Source organism: Ornithinimicrobium carbonis (genome assembly GCF_050703245.1).
In the GTDB taxonomy this organism is placed as follows: Bacteria; Actinomycetota; Actinomycetes; order Actinomycetales; family Dermatophilaceae; genus Ornithinicoccus.
The window spans coordinates 1,734,313-1,751,612 of the sequence record NZ_CP192647.1 but is presented as its reverse complement, the minus strand read 5'-3'; the positions used below and the strand labels follow the sequence as shown (position 1 = coordinate 1,751,612).

Annotated in this window: 16 protein-coding genes; 8 read left to right on the top strand and 8 right to left on the bottom strand. The window is 74.4% G+C overall.

All coding sequences use genetic code 11. The features are described 5' to 3' along the window. Positions 1 to 11: 11 nt before the first annotated feature. The gene (locus tag ACQ95T_RS08760) at positions 12 to 248 is read left to right on the top strand and encodes a muconolactone Delta-isomerase family protein (RefSeq protein ID WP_431473757.1); all 237 of its coding nucleotides are present in this window, start codon (positions 12 to 14) and stop codon (positions 246 to 248) included. Positions 249 to 354: 106 nt separating this feature from the next. Here the strand turns inward: ACQ95T_RS08760 and ACQ95T_RS08755 are convergent, their stop codons facing one another. Both ACQ95T_RS08755 and ACQ95T_RS08750 read right to left on the bottom strand, forming a co-directional pair. After that, positions 355 to 1,605 carry an MFS transporter gene (locus ACQ95T_RS08755; protein WP_425942786.1) on the bottom strand — a complete coding sequence of 417 codons (1,251 nt, stop codon included), beginning with the start codon at positions 1,603 to 1,605 and terminating at the stop codon, positions 355 to 357. 144 nt (positions 1,606 to 1,749) lie between these two features. Then, a complete protein-coding gene (locus ACQ95T_RS08750) occupies positions 1,750 to 2,298 on the bottom strand; it encodes a hypothetical protein (RefSeq protein WP_425942787.1) in 549 nt (182 codons plus the stop codon). Between the two features lie 490 nt (positions 2,299 to 2,788). On the opposite strand from ACQ95T_RS08750, the gene ACQ95T_RS08745 reads away from it, so the two are divergent. From ACQ95T_RS08745 to ACQ95T_RS08730, 4 genes are all read left to right on the top strand, one after another. Next, positions 2,789 to 5,260: a DNA gyrase/topoisomerase IV subunit A gene (locus tag ACQ95T_RS08745; RefSeq protein ID WP_425942788.1), complete on the top strand. Its 2,472-nt coding sequence runs from the start codon at positions 2,789 to 2,791 to the stop codon at positions 5,258 to 5,260. Positions 5,261 to 5,400: 140 nt separating this feature from the next. Then, positions 5,401 to 5,856 (top strand): nuclear transport factor 2 family protein, encoded by a 456-nt coding sequence (locus ACQ95T_RS08740; RefSeq protein WP_425942789.1) that lies wholly within the window; start codon positions 5,401 to 5,403, stop codon positions 5,854 to 5,856. Then, positions 5,853 to 7,703, top strand: coding sequence for a DUF5671 domain-containing protein (locus tag ACQ95T_RS08735; protein WP_425942790.1), 1,851 nt, complete (start codon positions 5,853 to 5,855; stop codon positions 7,701 to 7,703). The genes ACQ95T_RS08740 and ACQ95T_RS08735 overlap by 4 nt, the downstream gene beginning before the upstream one ends. A 70-nt stretch (positions 7,704 to 7,773) precedes the next feature. Then, complete coding sequence (locus tag ACQ95T_RS08730; protein ID WP_425942791.1) at positions 7,774 to 8,820, top strand: NAD(P)-dependent alcohol dehydrogenase; 1,047 nt, start codon at positions 7,774 to 7,776, stop codon at positions 8,818 to 8,820. A gap of 42 nt (positions 8,821 to 8,862) precedes the next feature. Here ACQ95T_RS08730 and ACQ95T_RS08725 read toward each other — a convergent pair whose 3' ends face one another. Further along, positions 8,863 to 9,309, bottom strand: coding sequence for a 2'-5' RNA ligase family protein (locus ACQ95T_RS08725; protein ID WP_431473756.1), 447 nt, complete (start codon positions 9,307 to 9,309; stop codon positions 8,863 to 8,865). Positions 9,310 to 9,404: 95 nt separating this feature from the next. Continuing rightward, complete coding sequence (locus ACQ95T_RS08720) at positions 9,405 to 10,283, bottom strand: oxygenase MpaB family protein (RefSeq protein WP_425942793.1); 879 nt, start codon at positions 10,281 to 10,283, stop codon at positions 9,405 to 9,407. Positions 10,284 to 10,342: 59 nt separating this feature from the next. Between ACQ95T_RS08720 and ACQ95T_RS08715 the strand changes: the two genes are divergently transcribed. From ACQ95T_RS08715 to ACQ95T_RS08705, 3 genes are all read left to right on the top strand, one after another. After that, positions 10,343 to 11,038, top strand: a complete 696-nt coding sequence (locus ACQ95T_RS08715; RefSeq protein WP_425942794.1) for an SDR family NAD(P)-dependent oxidoreductase — start codon at positions 10,343 to 10,345, stop codon at positions 11,036 to 11,038. A gap of 29 nt (positions 11,039 to 11,067) precedes the next feature. After that, positions 11,068 to 12,024 carry a hypothetical protein gene (locus tag ACQ95T_RS08710; RefSeq protein WP_425942795.1) on the top strand — a complete coding sequence of 319 codons (957 nt, stop codon included), beginning with the start codon at positions 11,068 to 11,070 and terminating at the stop codon, positions 12,022 to 12,024. Between the two features lie 122 nt (positions 12,025 to 12,146). After that, positions 12,147 to 14,102: an FAD-dependent oxidoreductase gene (locus ACQ95T_RS08705; protein ID WP_431473810.1), complete on the top strand. Its 1,956-nt coding sequence runs from the start codon at positions 12,147 to 12,149 to the stop codon at positions 14,100 to 14,102. A 5-nt stretch (positions 14,103 to 14,107) separates the two neighbouring features. Here the strand turns inward: ACQ95T_RS08705 and ACQ95T_RS08700 are convergent, their stop codons facing one another. The 4 genes from ACQ95T_RS08700 to ACQ95T_RS08685 form a co-directional block, all read right to left on the bottom strand. Next, a complete protein-coding gene (locus ACQ95T_RS08700) occupies positions 14,108 to 14,491 on the bottom strand; it encodes a 2-polyprenylphenol hydroxylase (RefSeq protein WP_425942796.1) in 384 nt (127 codons plus the stop codon). Positions 14,492 to 14,642: 151 nt separating this feature from the next. After that, the gene (locus tag ACQ95T_RS08695; protein WP_431473809.1) at positions 14,643 to 15,611 is read right to left on the bottom strand and encodes a DUF222 domain-containing protein; all 969 of its coding nucleotides are present in this window, start codon (positions 15,609 to 15,611) and stop codon (positions 14,643 to 14,645) included. After that, positions 15,523 to 16,227 (bottom strand): hypothetical protein, encoded by a 705-nt coding sequence (locus tag ACQ95T_RS08690; protein WP_431473755.1) that lies wholly within the window; start codon positions 16,225 to 16,227, stop codon positions 15,523 to 15,525. Before ACQ95T_RS08690 ends, ACQ95T_RS08695 begins: the two co-directional genes overlap by 89 nt. An 82-nt stretch (positions 16,228 to 16,309) precedes the next feature. Continuing rightward, positions 16,310 to 17,209 (bottom strand): dimethylarginine dimethylaminohydrolase family protein, encoded by a 900-nt coding sequence (locus ACQ95T_RS08685; protein WP_431473754.1) that lies wholly within the window; start codon positions 17,207 to 17,209, stop codon positions 16,310 to 16,312. Between the last annotated feature and the right edge of the window lie 91 nt (positions 17,210 to 17,300).

Sequence of the window (17,300 nt, the reverse complement as noted above, 5' to 3'; positions counted from 1 at the left end):
CCGTGCTCTACATGGTCCGCATGCAGGTGAACCTGCCGCCCGACCTCGACCCCGACCTGCGCGAGCGGCTCGTCGCCGAGGAGAGGGAGTACAGCCAGGGCTTGCAGCGCGAGGGCAGGATCGCCGCGATCTGGCGGGTCTCCGGACAGTTCGCCAACTACTGCCTCTTCGACGTCGCCGACCACGAGAGAGCTGCACGCCTGCGTCTCCGGGCTGCCGATGTTCGCCTACATCTCGACGCAGGTTGAGGCGCTCAACCGTCACCCGAACGCGATCGCCTAGAGCCGGTCCGGGCCGGAGGGGTGGTCTCGCGCCCGACGACCGCGACCGGGCCAGCCCTCCGGCCCGGACGCGTCAGGTCGCGCGGGACGGCGCAGGCTCGACCACGACGTCGCGCCCGGCGACCAGGCTGCTGGCACCCAGCGCCACCGCCAGCCCGACGAGCAGCAGGCCCGGGGCGGTCCATCCGCCGGTGGTCTGCGCGAGCCACCCCACCGCGAACGGCCCGGCCGCCCCGATCGTGTAGCCGACGAACTGCCCCATCGCGTTGAGGGCGCGCACGACGTGCTCGTCACGCCCCCGCAGGACGATGAGCGTCAGGGCGTAGGTGAACCCCGCGCCCTGCGCCAGCCCGCCGACGACGGCCCACAGCGGCCAGGCTCCGGGCGCGAGGAGCAGACCGGCGACCATGACGGTCCACGCGACCCCGATGAGCACCCCGATCCAGCCCTGGCGCGGGCGCAGGCGCGCGACGTTGGCGATCGTCAGCGCCGTGGGGATCGCGGTGATCTGGTACAGCGCCATGGCCGTCCCCCCGACCGCGTGCGTCACCCCCGCCCGGTCGACGAGGATCGTCGGCAGCCAGGTGGTGAGGGAGTAGTAGAGCGCCGACTGGCAGCCCAGCACGACCGCCAGGGCCCAGGCGATCGGCAGCCGCCACACGAAGCGGTCGTCGCGCGCGGAGGGGGGAGGTGTGTGCGACGGGCCGGGGGCCCGCGACGCGTACCGGGCGTGCTCCGCTCCCGGGGCTGGTCCTCCCACGGGTCCGCGCTCCCGCCGGACGACGTGGCGCCACCAGCCCACCGCGGCCACCGGCACGAGCACGACCCACAGCGCCAGGGCGGCGCGCCACCCCAGCAGCTGGGCGACCGGCACCGTCAGCGCCGACGTCAGGGCCGCGCCGACGGCGAGGGTGGCGGTGAAGAAGCCGGTGACCCGGCTGGCGTGGCCGGGCAGGTCCCGCTTGATGACGACCGGCACGAGCACGTTGCCCACGGTGATCCCCAGCCCGACCACCGCGGTCCCCAGGAGCAGCACGAGCGGCCCGCCGACCACCCGGACGAGGGTGCCGGCCCCGATGAGCGCCAGACCGACGAGCACCGCACGCCCCGGGCCGAGCCGCCGCCCCAGCCGCGCGGCCAGCGGCGCGGCGAGGGCGAAGAGCAGCACGGGCAGGCTCGTCATCAGCGCGGCCTGCGCGGTGGTCAGGCCCACCGCGGCCTGCAGGTCCTCCAGCACCGGGGGCACCGCGGCGATCGCCCCGCGCAGGTTCAGCGCGACGAGGACGACCGCGAGGATCGTCAGCAGGCTCGCGCGTCGGGACACCGCGACAGCCTAGGTGTACTGACCACCGCCGGGTGGCTGACGTCGCCGAGCCGGGTGGCCGACGTCACGGGCCCGGCTGCGCGGGTGGACCATCGACCTGCGGAGTTCCGTGAGGCCGGCGTCCGAGGACGCCGGATCCGGCGTTCAGAGACCCCAGTGCTCCAGGATCGCCTCGCAGAAGTCGTCGTTGGTGCCGGTCGACCCGAAGATGATTTCTGAGCTGATCACCTCACCGGCCACGGTGTCGAAGACGATCTGCTCCCGCACCTGCTCGTCGTTCTTGGCGAGCAGCTTGCCGTCGTTGCCGACGAGCCGGCTGCCCCCGGTCAGCAGGATGGTGACGGTCACCGTGCCGTCGCCGTTGTCGACGACCTCCAGGTCCTTCACCAGGGTGTTCGGCTGGATGTCGGTGACGGTCATGCCGTTCCAGGTGAAGGTCTGCACCGCCCTGATCCGGTCGTGGAAGTACCAGAGCTTGTCGCGGCCCTGCTCGCGGAGGAAACCGGTGCTCTCCTGCGTGACGGTGTAGGTGGGCGCGAGTTCGTCCACGCCGCAGAAGTCGGTCATGGTGCCTTCGTCGTAGAAGTCGAACGAGTAGCGGTCGACCACCTGGGCTCCCGCCGGTGCGGCCAGGACGGCGGTGAGCGCGCCGGTGACCAGGGCGGTGCTGAGGATTCGGTGGCGTCGTGGCATCGGAGCGTCCTTTCGGACTGGCCCGGGACCGGCGCCGCGCGTCGTCCACGGGCGAGGTGTGGTGCGTCGGTGCCGGTTCGCGCCGGGCGGGACCGGCGGAGGGCCACCCGGGAGCTGACCCGGACGGCCGGACGAGGCGCGGTCAGCGGCAGCGCGACCACCTGGTCTGAGCGGGCGGCACCCGGCGCAGCATCCCGCTGCGCGCCCCCCGCATCGTCACCACGACCACCGGCACCCGGCGTGCCCCGACCGCCGCTGCCTGCTCCGTCGCACGGTACTCCGCCCGCGAGGGCCGGACAAGGGTCCGTCGAGAACTCCTCGCGGGTGCACAGCGGTGGCCCCTCGTGCCGACCGGGCGGTCGCCGGGCTGGGCCGCACCCACCCCGCCGGGCCGCGCCTGCGTGGCCCGCCCGCGCGCACCGCATACCCTGGGGCGGTCCCGGACCACCCCGCCGCCGGACGCGGCAGAGCAAGGAGCGCCCGCACCCCCATGGCCCGTCGCAAGCGCCCGCAGGAGAGCGACCTGTTCGACGTCGAGGAGAAGATCGTCGAGATCGACGTCCAGGCGGAGATGGAGGGCGCCTTCCTGGAGTACGCCTACTCGGTGATCTACTCCCGGGCCCTGCCCGACGCGCGGGACGGCCTCAAGCCGGTGCAGCGGCGGATCCTCTTCGCGATGGACGAGCTGGGGCTGCGCCCGGACAAGCCGCACGTGAAGTGCTCGCGGGTGGTCGGCGAGGTCATGGGCAAGTACCACCCGCACGGCGACACCGCGATCTACGACGCGATGGTGCGCATGGCCCAGCCGTTCACGATGCGGCTGCCGCTGGTCGACGGGCACGGCAACTTCGGCTCGCTGGACGACGGGCCGGCCGCGAGCCGCTACACCGAGGCACGGATGGCGCCGGCGGCGCTGCTGATGACGGCCAGCCTGGACGAGAGCACCGTCGACTACGTCCCCAACTACGACGACCAGCTCTACCAGCCCGAGGTGCTGCCGGCGGCGTTTCCCAACCTGCTCGTCAACGGCGCCTCCGGCATCGCCGTCGGCATGGCCACGAACATGCCCCCGCACAACCTCGTCGAGGTCGTCGGTGCCGCCCGGCACCTCATCGCCGACCCGGAGGCCGACCTGGAGGCGCTCATGCGCTTCGTGCCCGGGCCGGACCTGCCGCTGGGCGGACGGATCGTGGGGCTGGAGGGGATCCGGGACGCCTACGAGAGCGGCCGCGGCTCCTTCCGCACCCGGGCCACCGCGCGGATCGAGAACGTCACCCCGCGCAAGAAGGGCATCGTCGTCACCGACCTGCCCTACCTCGTGGGCCCGGAGAAGGTCATCGAGAAGGTCAAGCAGCTGGTCCAGTCCAAGAAGCTGCAGGGCATCTCCGACATCGTCGACCTCACCGACCGGACCAAGGGCCTGCACCTGGTCATCGAGATCAAGACCGGGTTCAACCCCGAGGCGGTGCTCGAGCAGCTCTACCGGATGACGCCGATGGAGGAGTCCTTCGGCATCAACAACGTCGCGCTGGTCGACGGCCAGCCGCGCACGCTGGGCCTGAAGGAGCTCCTCCAGGTCTACGTCGACTTCCGCACCGACGTCGTGCGCCGCCGCACCGCCCACCGCCTGGGGAAGAAGCAGGACCGGCTGCACCTGGTCGAGGGTCTGCTGGTCGCGATCCTGGACATCGACGAGGTCATCCAGCTCATCCGCGCGGCCGAGGACGTGGCCACCGCCCGCACCCGGCTCATGCAGGTCTTCGACCTGTCCGAGATCCAGGCCAACCACATCCTGGACCTGCAGCTGCGCCGGCTGACGAAGTTCTCCCGGATCGAGCTGGAGTCCGAGCGCGACGACCTGCTGCGCGAGATCGAGCTGCTGCAGGCGCTGCTGGCCGACGAGGCGCTGCTGCGGCGCGAGGTCTCCGACGAGCTGGCCGAGGTCGCCAAGGTGCACGGCACCCCTCGCCGCACCGTCCTGCTCGAGTCGGACGGGCAGGTCGGTATGCCGTCGGCCGGCGCGGGCGCGCAGGCCGCCCGGGGAGGGGCCGGGCTGGAGGTGGCCGACGACCCGTGCCGGGTGCTGCTGTCCTCCACCGGGCTGCTGGCGCGCACCACGACCGACGAACCGCTGGGCACCGGCGGACGCCGGTCCAAGCACGACGTGATCGTGGCCGAGGTGCTGGCCACGGCCCGTGGCGAGGTGGGGCTGGTCACCTCCGCCGGGCGGGTCGTGAGGCTGTCCGTCGTCGAGCTGCCGACCGTGCCGCCCACGGCGGACGCACCGTCGCTGTCCGGCGGGGTCCCGCTGAGCGCGTTCGTCGACCTGCCGCCGGACGAGAGGGCGCTGACGCTGTGCACCCTCACCGGTGAGGGCCCGGGGCTGGCCCTCGGCACCGCCCAGGGCGTGGTCAAGCGGGTCAACCCCGACTACCCGGGCAACAAGGACGCGTTCGAGGTGATCGCGCTGAGGGACGGCGACCGGGTCGTCGGCGCCGTGGAGCTGGCCACCGGCCAGGAGTCCCTGGTGTTCGTCACCTCCGACGCCCACCTGCTGCACTACCCCGCCTCCGGGGTGCGGCCGCAGGGCCGCACCGGCGGCGGCGTGGCCGGGGTCAAGGTCTCCCCCGGCGCCTCGGTCGTCTCCTTCAGCGTCGTCGAGCCGGGACAGGAGAACGTCCTCGTCACCGTCGCCGGCAGCGCCGGAACACCGCCCGGGACCCAGACCGGTTCGGTCAAGGTGACCGACATGTGGGCCTACCCCTCCAAGGGCCGGGCCACCGGCGGCGTGCGCTGCCACCGGTTCCTGCGCGGCGAGGACGCCCTGGTGCTCGCCTGGGCCGGGACCGCCCCGCCGCGGGCGGCCTCGGGCAACGGCGTCCCGGTCGACCTGCCCGAGACCAACGACAAGCGGGACGGCTCGGGCACGTCCGCGGGCGCGCCGATCGCAGCCGTGGGCTGAGTCGGGCCGGCACCACGACCGGGGCCGCGCGCGGCTCGTCCCCGCCCCTCGACCCGGTGCGGGCAGGCGCCTCCCGCACCGTGTCCCAGGTCACACCCGCAACGCTGTACCGCAGGTCAGCGCGGTGGGACGCTGGGGGTATGAACGGTCGGGCCGGGAAGGTCCTCGCGATCGCTGTGGCGGTGCTGGTGCTCCTGGCGGTGGTCGCCGGGGTGCTCTCGGCGAACCGGCCGCGGGCCGAGCTGCCGGAAGGATCTCCGGAGGCGGTGGTCCAGCAGTACGTCACCGACGTCTTTGCCCGTGACCTGGACGCCGCGGCCGCCCACCTGGACCCGGACGGCGAGTGCACCGTGGAGGACCTGGAGATGGCCTTCCTGGAGCGGGACGCCCGGGTGGTGCTGCGCTCCACCGACGTCGACGGAGACAGCGCGACGGTCCGGATCGAGCTGGTGCACACCGACAGCGCCCCGTTCGGCGGGAGCGAGTGGACGCAGGAGGAGGTGTTCCGGCTGGCCGACCCAGGGGGCGGGTGGGTCATCACGGGCGCCCCGTGGCCGATGTTCAACTGCAACCTCCCCGAAGGGGTGCGGCCATGATCCTCGGCATCCTCGGCTCGTTCCTCCCGCTGGCCGTCCTCGCCGGGATCGTCGTCGCCGTCGTCATGGCCGTGCGACGGCGTTCCGGGCAGCCCGACCCGCAGGCCCCCGAGGGGGGCGGCCAGTCGGTGCGCCGCTTCTTCCAGTTCCTGCTGCTCGCCGGGCTGCTGTTCGCCGCCGCCGCGGGTGTCGCCGGCCTCCTGGGCCGGCTGTTCGACCCGGACCCGGTGCTCGTCGGCGACGACACCGGACTGGCGCTCCAGCTGGCCTTCACCCTCATCGCGCTGCCCCTGTGGGCCCTGCTGGCGTGGTGGACGGTCCGCCGGGCCGGCGCCGACCCCCGCGAGCTGCGCTCGCTCGGCTGGGCGGCATACCTGACCCTGGTCGGCCTGGTCTCGCTCGTCGTCGCGATGGTCGGCTGGCACCAGACCCTGACGATGCTGCTGGGCGTGGATGCCTACCGCAGCGGCAGCCTGGCGACCGCCGTCGTCTGGACGCTGGTGTGGGCCGGGCACCACTGGTGGGGCAGGCGGGGCACCCCGCGCAGCCACCTGCACCCGCTCGCCCTGCTGGGCTCCCTGGTGGGGCTGGCGACCGCGGCCGCCGGGCTCGGCGCGCTCGTCGCGGCGAGCCTGGACCTGCTGACCGGGCTCGCGGGCGAGTCGATCGTCGGCAGCAGCGTCGACGGCCTCCTGCGTCCCGCCGTCACCTTCGTGGTCGGCGCGCTCGTCTGGGGCGTCTACTGGGTGCTGGACGTGGCCCGGGGGCCGCGCACCACCGGGTGGCTGGTGCTCGTCCTGCTCGCCGGGGTGGGCGGCGGGCTGCTCACCGCGATCGTCGCGCTGAGCGTGCTGGGCTACGACGTGCTGGTCTGGCTCCTGGGGGACCCCAGCGCCACGACCGCCCGCGACCACTTCGCCGCCGCGCCCGACCTGGCCGGTGCGGTCGTGGTCGGCCTGCTCGTGTGGTGGTACCACCAGGAGGTCCTCGGCGCCGGTCGTGCTGCGGCCCGCACCGAGGTGCGCCGGGTCTACGAGTACGTCATGGCCGCGATCGGCCTGCTGGCCGCGTCCGCGGGACTGGTGATGGTCATCGTCACGCTCGTCGAGGCGATCGCCGCCGGCAGCGACCTCGTCGTCGGGGGCAGCGCCCTCAACGCCCTGCTGGCCGCCCTCGTCCTGCTCGCCGTCGGCCTGCCGGTGTGGTGGTGGCACTGGCGGCTCGCGCAGCGCGCCCGGGTCGCCGACCCGGCGGGCGAGCTGGCCTCCCCCACCCGACGGACCTACCTGCTGGTCCTCTTCGGCGTCTCCGGCGTCGCCGCGGTGATCGCCCTCATCACGCTCGTCTACCTGATCCTCGAGGACGCGCTCGCCGGCGGGATCGACACCGAGACCATGCGCAGCATCCGGTTCGCCCTCGGCATCCTGGCGACCACGTCCCTGCTGTCGGCCTACCACTGGACGGTCTTCCGGGCCGACCGGGCCGAGCTCGAGCGGCGCGCACCGGCCGCGGAGGCCGCCCGGGCCGCGGAGCTCGCCGCCCGGACCGACGGGGCGCCCGCCTGGGCCGCCCCGGCCGGATCACGGCATACCCCGGCCGCGGCCGACGCCCACGGACGCCGCACGATCCTGCTCGTCGGGAGCCTGTCCCCTGCCGAGCTGTCGGACCTGGCCGACCGCACGGGCGCCGACGTCCAGCTCTGGCTGCCCCGGGCCGCCCCGCCGGAGCGTCCCTCGCTCGAGGAGCTGGCCGAGGCGGTGGCGGCCGTCCCGGAGAGCGACCTGCTGCTGCTCGTGGACGCCACCGGCCTACGGGCGGTCCCGGTCGATCACTACACTTCAGGCTAGGACGACCGGTCTTCAGCGACTGGTCACACGAGCCCTCGCGCCGGCCGTTCTGAACCAGCAGGAGGCCGTCGTGCGCGCAGTCGTCTTCGAGGGGTACAAGACCTTTCCCGTCCTGAAGGACGTGGAGCGTCCCAGCCCCGGACCCGGGGAGGTCCTCCTCAAGGTCGCGGGCGCCGGCGCCTGCCACTCCGACGTGGGGCTCTTCCACGAGTTCGAGGAGGACCCCACCGGCCTGCTGACGCCGCCGTTCGTGCTCGGTCACGAGAACTCCGGCTGGGTCGAGAAGGTCGGCCCCGGCGTCACCGGCTTCGAGAAGGGTGCGGCCTACCTGGTCTACGGGCCCGTGGGCTGCGGCCGCTGCCGGGCCTGCTCGCGCGGTCAGGACACCTACTGCGCCCAGCCGCAGGAGGTCGGGTATGCCGCGATGGGCCTCGGGCGCGACGGCGGGATGGCGGAGTACCTGGTCGCGCCCGCCCGCAACCTCGTGCCGCTGGGGGACGCCGACCCGATCGACGCCGCTCCGCTCGCCGACGCCGGGCTGACGCCGTACCACGCGATCAAGCGGGCCCTGCCGCACCTGGCCGGTGGCGACCGCAGCGCCCTCGTCGTCGGGCTGGGCGGCCTGGGTCTGGTCGGCGTGCAGATCCTCAAGGCCCTCACCGGGGCCCAGGTCATCGCCACCGACCTCAAGCCCGAGGCGATGGCCCAGGCGGAGGAGTACGGCGCGGTCACCGTGCCCGGTGGGGACGACCAGGCCGAACGGATCAAGGAGCTCACCGGCGGGCGCGGCGTGGACGCGGTCTTCGACATGGTCGGGGTCGACTCCACCCTCAAGCTCGCCGGTGCCACCGTGGCCCAGCAGGGCTCCCTGACCGTCGTCGGCATCGGCGGCGGGACGTTCCCGTGGAACTTCTTCACCGTCCCCTACGAGGTCAACCTCTCCTCGACCTACTGGGGCACGATCGAGGACCTGCACGACGTGGCCGCGATGTACCGCCTCGGCCAGATCACCCCGATCGTGGAGCGCTACACGCTCGACGACGCCCTGGACGCCTACCGCAAGCTGCAGGAGGGTGAGCTCACGGCGCGCGCCGTGGTCGTCCCGCACGGCTGGTGACGCGCGCGGCAGCGGCGCTCCGGCCGGGGCGCCGCTGCTGTGTCACAGGTGCGTGACGGTGCCCGTCTCCGGGTCCCACCACCTCACCTCGACGAGACGGACGTCCGGCCCTGGAGGACGGAGCGCCGTCAGCGCCGCGAAGAGGTGGCGCTTGTGCGTGCGCCGGGTCAGGCTCACGTGCGGCACCCAGGGCCGCCGGTCGGCACCGGGCCAGCGTGCGACGAGCAGCTCCCTGGCGACTCGCAACGCCTCGGGCACCTGCAGGCGGTGGGCGAGGCTCGAGCGGCGGCCGCCGAGGAGCACGGGACCTGCGACGGAGGCCGTCAGCGGCAGCGGGGGAAGAAGCACCGCCCTCGCCAGGTCGAGCACGGCGGCGGCGTCGGGCTGCCCGCCGCTCACGAGGGTCAGGTGCGGCCGGTGGGTCGTCCCCCGGTGCCGGGCCAGGGAAGGCACCCCGGCCTCCTCCAGGGCCCGCCACTGCCGGCGCACCAGCTCCTCGTCGTCGGGGTGGAGCAGAACCCAGTGCGTGACCCGGGCTCATGGAAGCCGCCCGGCGGGTCCGTGCGGGGCGACCCGCTCGGGGCTCACGCCGCGGGCTGCCTCGAGTCGTCCACGCCCGCCATCGCCCAGCGGACCCCGGCCGTGCTGACCCGCCCCACCGGTCGCAGGAGCGAACGGGACAGCAGCGGGGAGGAGGGCAGGTCCAGCATCTCCCGGGCCCACGGCTCGAGCAGGGCGACCCCGCCGGCGGCGATCGCCCAGTAGCCGGGCCGAGAGGCCCGGGGCAGCGGCGGCTCGGCCAGCAGGAACCGGGCGGCCTCCTGCGCGGCCGAGGTCGTCTCCAGCTCGGGCCGGAAGCCCTCGAGCACGGCGTGCAGCTCGGCGACGGAGCCTGGCGGGTCGACCACGCCGAGGAGGCCGGCGGAGACGCCCGCCTGGGCCACGTAGGCGTCCGCCTCCTCCGCCGTGAGGGGGGCGGCGGCATACGCCTGGAAGGCCCGCAGGAAGGAGACGGCCTCGGCGACGTGGACCCACATCAGCAGGTGCGGGTCGCTGGCGCGGTAGGGACGACCGAAGGCGTCCTTGCCCCGGACCCGCTCGTGCACCGCACGCACCTGCCCGATCGTGGCGCGGGCGTGCTCGACGGTGCCGAAGGTCGTGGCCGCCAGGTAGGTGCTGGTCCGCTGCAGGCGCCCCCAGGGGTCGGAGCGGTAGCCGGAGTGCCCGGCGACGCCGGCCATGGCCATCGGGTGCAGCATCTGCAGGAGGAGGGCGCTGACGCCGCCGGGGAACATCGCCGCGTCGGCGTGCACCCGCCAGACCGGGTCCTGCGGGGTGAACCACCGCTCCCCCGGCGTCTGCCAGATGAGACGGGCACGCTCCTGGGCGTCGTCACCGGCGACGCGCGAGCGCAGGGCCGAACCCAGGGCGGTCTGGACCCGGACGAGGGGTGACACGTGCATGAGACACACCTTTGACGTAGATTGGACAGACACTATTCTCGCACGTCGCCGGAGGCACCATGTCGCACAGGTCGTTGTCGGGCTCCCAGGTCGCGGTGCTGGGCGCCTCGGGAGTGCTGGGCAGCCAGATCTGCCAGGTCCTCGCCTCCCGCGGGGCCACCGTTGTCGGCGTGGGCCGCGACGAGGAACGGCTCGCCGCGGCGACGCGCGACCTGCCCTCGAGCTCGGTCCTCGTGGGGGACCTGACCGACGCCGGCCTGGGCGACCGTCTCGTCGAGCACGTGCGGTCGGGACCCGGCCGGCTGGACGGCCTGGTCAACGCGGCCGGCGTGGTGGCCTTCGGGCCGCTGGTGGACACCCCGGACGAGGTGGTGGAGGAGCTCTTCCTGACCAACGTGGTGGGGCCGCTGTGGCTCCTGCGCCGGGTGCTCCCGCTGCTCGTGGAGACCGACGGCTTCGTCGCCCAGATCTCCGGGGTCGTCGCCGACCGGCCGACCGCCGGGATGGCCGCCTACGGCGCGAGCAAGGCGGCCCTGGCGGCGGCCGACCGGGCGCTGGGGACGGAGCTGCGCCGCAGCGGCGTCTCCGTGGTGGACCTGCGCGTGCCGCACACCGAGACCGGCCTGGTGGGTCGGGCGCTCTCGGGCACCGCGCCCCGGCTCCCCCAGGGCCTGGAGCCGGCCGTCGTGGCCGAGCGGGTCGTCGAGGCGGTCGAGCGGGGTGAGGCCGTGGTGGAGGCGTCAGCCTTCGGCTGACCGTCGGTGCCTGCTGCCACAATGACCAGATGGGTGACGAGGGGCTGGGCCGTGCGGGATCCGGGGGGCCGGGCGAGGGTGCGGACGGGCCCCCGGGATCGCGGATGGACGGCGAGCTCGCCCCGGTGCCCAGCCTGGCGCAGCTGCGGGCGGCGGTGCGCCGCGGCCGGGTCCACATCGGCACCGGGTGGCCGCTGCTCGACCTCCTCGGCGGCGGGCTGGTGGTGGGGACCACCACCGTGGTGGCCGCCCCGGCGCAGCTCCGGGCCCAGGTCCTGGGTCGGATCGCCGCCTGGGCGGCGGGCGAGTCGTGGCGCACCGTCCTGGCCTCGACCCTTCGCTCCCGCGAGGAGCTGCTCCTGGACGTGGCCGCCGGAGGCCTGGGCCTGTCCGCGGCCGCCCTCATGGAGAGCGACCTGCACGACGCCTGGCTCGACGCCCGGATGCGCGTCTTGGACCTGAGCGTGCACGGAGGAGCCACGGCCGCGGCCGACTTCGCTGAGACGATGGAGAGCCGCCGGCCCACGGTGGCCGTCGTGGACGGGTACGACCTCGACGACGACCCGTGGGACGAGGTGCTGCACACCCGGGCCTCGAGGGTCGTGATGTGGCCGCCACCGTCGATCGAGCCCGCGGTCTATCCGCTGCGGCACCGCTGCGCGCTGGTCGTGGGCCTGGAGTCGACCTCGATGCGCCCGACCCACGTCGCCGACGCCGCCTCCTTCATCACGTTCGTCCCCCGGGACGAGTTCTCCCGGGTGGACGTCGCCGTGACCACCGACGGCCGCCGTCAGACCCGCACGGTCCTGCTGCGGGACCGGCTCCTGCCACCCCCGAGGTCCGTCCCGGCGCAGCTGCGCCGCAGGGGGGTCGTCAACATCTGGGAGGAGCGGCTGCCGCAGGAGATCGACCGGTTCGCGGGGATCCTGGGGGCCGACGCCTTCGACGTCGAGCACGTCCCGGACGAGGACCCGACCGGAGGGTGACCGGCCGGTAACATCGTCTCGTGACCACGACGCCGTCCACCCCCGGCCCCGGCAGGGGACCTGCCCCGCACGCCTCAGGGCCGGCCGCGACGGCATACCCCCACCTGCTCTCCCCGCTCGAGGTGCCGGGGGGCCGGCTGCGCAACCGGGTGGTCATGGGGTCGATGCACACCGGCCTGGAGGACCGCCCCTGGCTGCGGGACGAGCTCGTCGCGTACTACGCCGAGCGGGCCGCCGGCGGCGTGGGCCTCATCGTCACCGGGGGCTACGCGCCGACGCTGCGCGGACGGCTGACCCCGTTCGGCGCCCAGTTCAGCGACCCGGTCACCGCCCGCCGGCACCAGGTCGTCACCGACGCGGTCCACGAGCACGGCGCCCAGATCGCCCTGCAGCTCCTGCACGCCGGTCGGTACGCCTACTCCCCCCTCGCCGTCTCTGCGTCCGCCTCGAAGTCCCCCATCACCCCGTTCTCGGCGCGTGCGATGTCTTCGATGTCGGTGCGCCGCACCGTCTCCGCGTTCGCCCGTTCCGCGCGGCTGGCGCACCGGGCGGGGTACGACGGCGTGGAGATCATGGGGTCGGAGGGCTACCTCCTCAACCAGTTCCTCGCGGCGCGCACCAACCGGCGCACCGACCAGTGGGGCGGGGACGCCAGGGGCAGGATGCGCTTCGCGGTCGAGGTGGCGCGGGCCGTGCGCGACGCGGTCGGTGAGGACTTCCTCGTCCTCTACCGGATCTCGCTGATCGACCTCGTCGAGGGCGGTCAGACGTGGGACGAGGTGGTCGAGCTGGCCCACCTGCTGCAGGAGGCCGGCGTCTCCGTGCTCAACACCGGGATCGGGTGGCACGAGGCGCGGATCCCCACGATCATCACGCAGGTGCCCCGGGGGGCGTGGACCGGCCTGACGGCTCGGTTGCGGGCCGAGGTGTCGGTGCCGGTGATGGCCTCCAACCGGATCAACGCCCCGCAGATGGCCGAGACGCTGCTGGCCGACGGGAGCGCCGACCTGGTGTCGATGGCCCGCCCGCTGCTGGCCGACCCCGACTTCGTGGTGAAGGCGGCCGAGGGCAGGGCGGAGGAGATCAACACCTGCATCGCGTGCAACCAGGCCTGCCTGGACCGCATCTTCGTGGGGAAGCGCGCCTCCTGCCTGGTCAACCCCCGTGCGGGGCGGGAGACCGAGCTGGTGCTCACCGCCGCCCCCCGCCCGCGCAGAGTCGCCGTGGTCGGCGCGGGGCCAGCGGGGCTCGCGGCCGCGACGGCCACGGCCGAGCGCGGGCACCGGGTGACCCTGTTCGAGGCCGACGAGGAGCTCGGCGGCCAGTTCCGTCTGGCGATGCGGGTGCCGGGCAAGGACGACTTCGCCGAGACGCTGCGCTACTACCGGCGCCGGCTGGAGGTGCTCGGCGTGGACGTGCGGCTCGCCACGCGGGCGTCGGCGGAGGACCTCGCCGGGTTCGACGACGTGGTCCTCGCCACCGGCGTCCGCCCCCGTGTCCCGCAGCTCCGCGGCGTCGACCACCCCTCGGTGGTCACCTACGCCGACGTCCTCGCCGGCCGCGTCGTCCCGGGGCCCCGCGTCGCGGTGGTCGGGGCCGGCGGGATCGGGGTGGACGTGTCCCACTTCCTCACCCACGTCGAGACCGACCTGGCCGGGTGGATGGCGCGCTGGGGCGTCGCGGACCCGGCGCAGCACCGCGGCGGCCTGGTGCCCAAGGACCTGCCCGAGCCGGCGCGGGAGGTCTGGCTCCTGCAGCGCAAGGAGACCAGGATCGGGGCGGCGCTCGGCAAGACGTCGGGGTGGGCCCACCGGCTCAACCTCCGCGACGCCGGCGTCCACCAGGTGACCGGGGTGACCTACGACCGGGTCGACGACGAGGGGCTGCACGTCACCGTCGAGGGCCGGCCCCACGTCCTGGCCGTCGACCACGTCGTCCTGTGCGCGGGTCAGGACTCCGTGCGCGAGCTGGTCGACGCCCTGCCACGGGCGCACGTCATCGGCGGCGCGGACGTCGCGGCGGAGCTGGACGCCGAGCGCGCGATCCGGCAGGGCACCGAGCTGGCCGCCCGCCTCTGAGACGGTCAGGTCGAATCCGGCGCGTCCACCTCGTCCGGCGCGTCCGGCGCGTCCAGCTCGTCCAGACGCTCGAGGGCTACCCGCCAACGCTCGCTCCGCTCGTGCTCGTCCTGCTCCCACCAGGGGGTGCCTCGTTCTCCCAGCCCGTGCTTGGCCAGGTTCACCCGGCGTCGCCACGGGGCGGGGTCCTTACCCGTCCGCCGCGCGTTCCGTACCCCGGACCGGCCACGCCCCAGGTGCGACAGCAGTCGCTCGGCCACCTCGACGGGCAGGCCGGGATCCTGTCGTCGCCATCGCCGGCCGTTCACGACGAGCCACCTGTGACCGTCCACGTCGTCGTGCGGTTGATCTCCTGCCCCGCCGCCACCATCGGCCCGTCCGTCGCTCATCCGGCCATCCTTGGGCAGCAAGGTTCGCTCGACAAGCAGGAGGACTCCACCGATCCATCCGATCCGGCGCGTCCACCGTCCGGGCGTTCGTGCCGTCCGCCGGGCGTGTTGGTGTTCCCGGCCGGGTGGGGCCGGGAGCGGGGCGGGGTCGCTAGACGTGCCAGGTGGTGGTGCCACCGGTGACGGTGGCCATGAGGTCCTTCTGGTGGACCCTCTTGTGGTGCCGCCCGCACAGCAGGACCAGCAGCTCGATGTCGGTGCCCCCGCCGCGGCACCACCACACCAGGTGGTGGGCCTCGCACCACGACCCGGGCACCGAGCACCCCGGGAACGTGCACCCCCCGTCCCGGACCAGCAACGCCTTGAACTGTCCCGGCGTGGCCAATCGCACCGTGCGACCCAGCCGCAACGGCTCCCCCGTGGGGGCCAGCACCACCGGGGTCACGTCGCCCAGGCACGCGTACCGGCCTGCCTGCCCCGCGTCCAGCCCCGCATCACCGGCCTGCGCGAACGCCGCCCCCCGCGGACGACCCGTGTCCGGGTCCGCCGCCACCGTCAGGATCACGCTGGCGCGGCCCGTCGACGGTGGCGCCCCCGGGTTGCCCAACCCCCGCGTGAGCACCATCAGCACCGCGTCGTAACGCCGCTGCCCCACCGACCGCGGGTCCCGGTCAGCACCGCCAGCACCGCCACCCTCCCCCTCGACCCGCCCCGGGACACCGCAGTCACCGTGTCCCGACCCGCCACCGTCGCCACCGCCACCGTCGTTGTCGTGGTTGTCGCCGTGGTCGTCGGCGTGCCGGGCGGGATCGGGCGCGGCCAGCGGCCCGTCCAGCACCCCGTCGATCAGAACCGCGTCGGCGTCCGGGGCGTCCAGGACGTAGCGCACCAACCCCGGACCCACCCGCCGCCGGGACACGCACCGCAACCCCTCCGCCGTCTGCTGCTCGGCCTCCCGGGGCGCCTCCTCCAGCAGGTCCACCAGCAGCTTCTGGCACACCCGCCCCAGGTCCCGCTCGCTGATCCCCCCATCACACGCGGCGCCGGTCGCGATCTGCGCGTACGCCTGCCCCTGGTCCACGTCCAACCCCGGCACCACCCGGGACAGGGTGGCCGCCACCCGGCCCGCCCGAGCCAACCCCGCCCGCCCCTCGATCACGGCCTGCAGCACCGGAGCACCCCAGTACTGACCGGCCGCGCCACCACACCGCCCGCAGATGCGCCGCCTCCGCGCCCGAGAGCCACGGGCAACGCACCCGTACCCAGTCCACCAGACCCATCCCCACCGCGCCCGGCAACCCCCGCCGCTGCGCCTCCACCGCCAACGTCACCACCAGTGCATCCACCCGGGCACGCACCCGACCGGCCGCCTCCAGACCCTCGACCAAGGACGGGTCGAACACCCCCACCACACCCTGCGGACCCACCGCGGCCCGGTCCAGCCCCACCAGCGCCAGGTCCAACCCCGCGGCCAGCTCCTGCGAGGCCAACCCGCCCGGGACGCCCCAGCCGCCGTCCCCGCCCGCCTCCGCCGCCAGCGTCTCCTCGATGTCGGCCAGCAGCTCCCAGTACCCCGCCCCCGCCTGATCCTCACACTCCCGCGCCTGCACGTCCTGCTGCGCCATCACCCCCGCGACGAACAGCCGCTCCCGCTCCGACACCGGCTCCGGCACGACGTCGCCCGCGTCGTGGACCTCCTCCACCACCCCCGCTGCCCCACCCCACAAGAACGACATACCCCCACCCAAGCACCCCCCACTGACACACCCGTTCGAACCAGCCTGGGGGTCGCAGGGTCGACCGCCAGGCGGTCCTGCCCTACCCCCGCAGCCGCACCGACAGGCAGGTCACGCAGCCCTCGAGCTTGGTGAACTCGCTGATGTCGACCTCGGTCACCGCGTACCCCCGGTCGCGGAACAACTGCGCCGACCGCGGAGCGTCGGCCGCCATGAGCACCCGGTCACCGCCCAGCAGCACGACGTGCGCCCCCGACTCCTCCGGCACCGGGAGGAAGCCCCCACCGTCGCCACCACCCCCCCCGCCGTCACCGTGCCCGCCGCCGTCCTCGTCCGTCTTGTCGCCACCCCGCGTCGGGTCCGCGCCACCGGACCACACCGACGGGTCGTCGACGAGCGGCTCGAACCCCACCACGGTGCCGTCCGGCAGCGCCGTCACCCCGCTCTTGAGGTGCAGCACACGGGAGACGGGCACCCCGACGACCTGCACCCCGGCGGGCTCGAGGTGGGCGGCGAGCTGCCGCATACCCTCCTCGTTGCTGCGCCCGCCCAGGCCGACCCACACGGTGCTGCCGAACTTCAGCACGTCACCGCCCTCGAGCGTGCCGGGCTCCTCGATCCGGGCCACCCGGTAGCCCGCCTCGACGACGGCCTGCTCGACCGCGTCCACCTCGGCCCGCCGGGACGGGGCACCGGGCCGGGTCAGCACGGCGAGGTCGCCGTGCACGACGACCGTGTCCTCGACGAACACCGCGTCCGCGCACTCGTCGGCCGGCGCGACCTCCACCGTCCGCCACCCGTTTGCGTGGAGCGCGTCGACGTAGGCCTCCCACTGCCGCACCGCCAGCTCAGCGTCCGCCGGCTGCCGGTCGATGTGCGTGATCAGCCCGTCGGCGAGCCGGGGTCCGGGACGACGGACCAGGGCGAGGTGCCGCTCCCCCGTGCTCGCGGGGTCGGCGGGGGCAGGGGCGGTGTCGGTCACGGGTCCAGCCTCGCAGACCGCAGCGGCCGCGGGGTATGTCGTGTGCGCGGCGATCTCGTGCGCCGGCCCCGTGCCGCGCACCCGGCTACCG

Bases quoted from the DNA above. Each gene is read 5' to 3' on its own strand.
- ACQ95T_RS08760 (WP_431473757.1), top strand. From the start codon at position 12: ATGGTCCGCATGCAGGTGAACCTGCCGCCCGACCTCGACCCCGACCTG.
- ACQ95T_RS08750 (WP_425942787.1), bottom strand. From the start codon at position 2,298: ATGCCACGACGCCACCGAATCCTCAGCACCGCCCTGGTCACCGGCGCG.
- ACQ95T_RS08745 (WP_425942788.1), top strand. From the start codon at position 2,789: ATGGCCCGTCGCAAGCGCCCGCAGGAGAGCGACCTGTTCGACGTCGAG.
- ACQ95T_RS08740 (WP_425942789.1), top strand. From the start codon at position 5,401: ATGAACGGTCGGGCCGGGAAGGTCCTCGCGATCGCTGTGGCGGTGCTG.
- ACQ95T_RS08735 (WP_425942790.1), top strand. From the start codon at position 5,853: ATGATCCTCGGCATCCTCGGCTCGTTCCTCCCGCTGGCCGTCCTCGCC.
- ACQ95T_RS08720 (WP_425942793.1), bottom strand. From the start codon at position 10,283: ATGCACGTGTCACCCCTCGTCCGGGTCCAGACCGCCCTGGGTTCGGCC.
- ACQ95T_RS08715 (WP_425942794.1), top strand. From the start codon at position 10,343: ATGTCGCACAGGTCGTTGTCGGGCTCCCAGGTCGCGGTGCTGGGCGCC.
- ACQ95T_RS08710 (WP_425942795.1), top strand. From the start codon at position 11,068: ATGGGTGACGAGGGGCTGGGCCGTGCGGGATCCGGGGGGCCGGGCGAG.
- ACQ95T_RS08700 (WP_425942796.1), bottom strand. From the start codon at position 14,491: ATGAGCGACGGACGGGCCGATGGTGGCGGCGGGGCAGGAGATCAACCG.
- ACQ95T_RS08690 (WP_431473755.1), bottom strand. From the start codon at position 16,227: ATGTCGTTCTTGTGGGGTGGGGCAGCGGGGGTGGTGGAGGAGGTCCAC.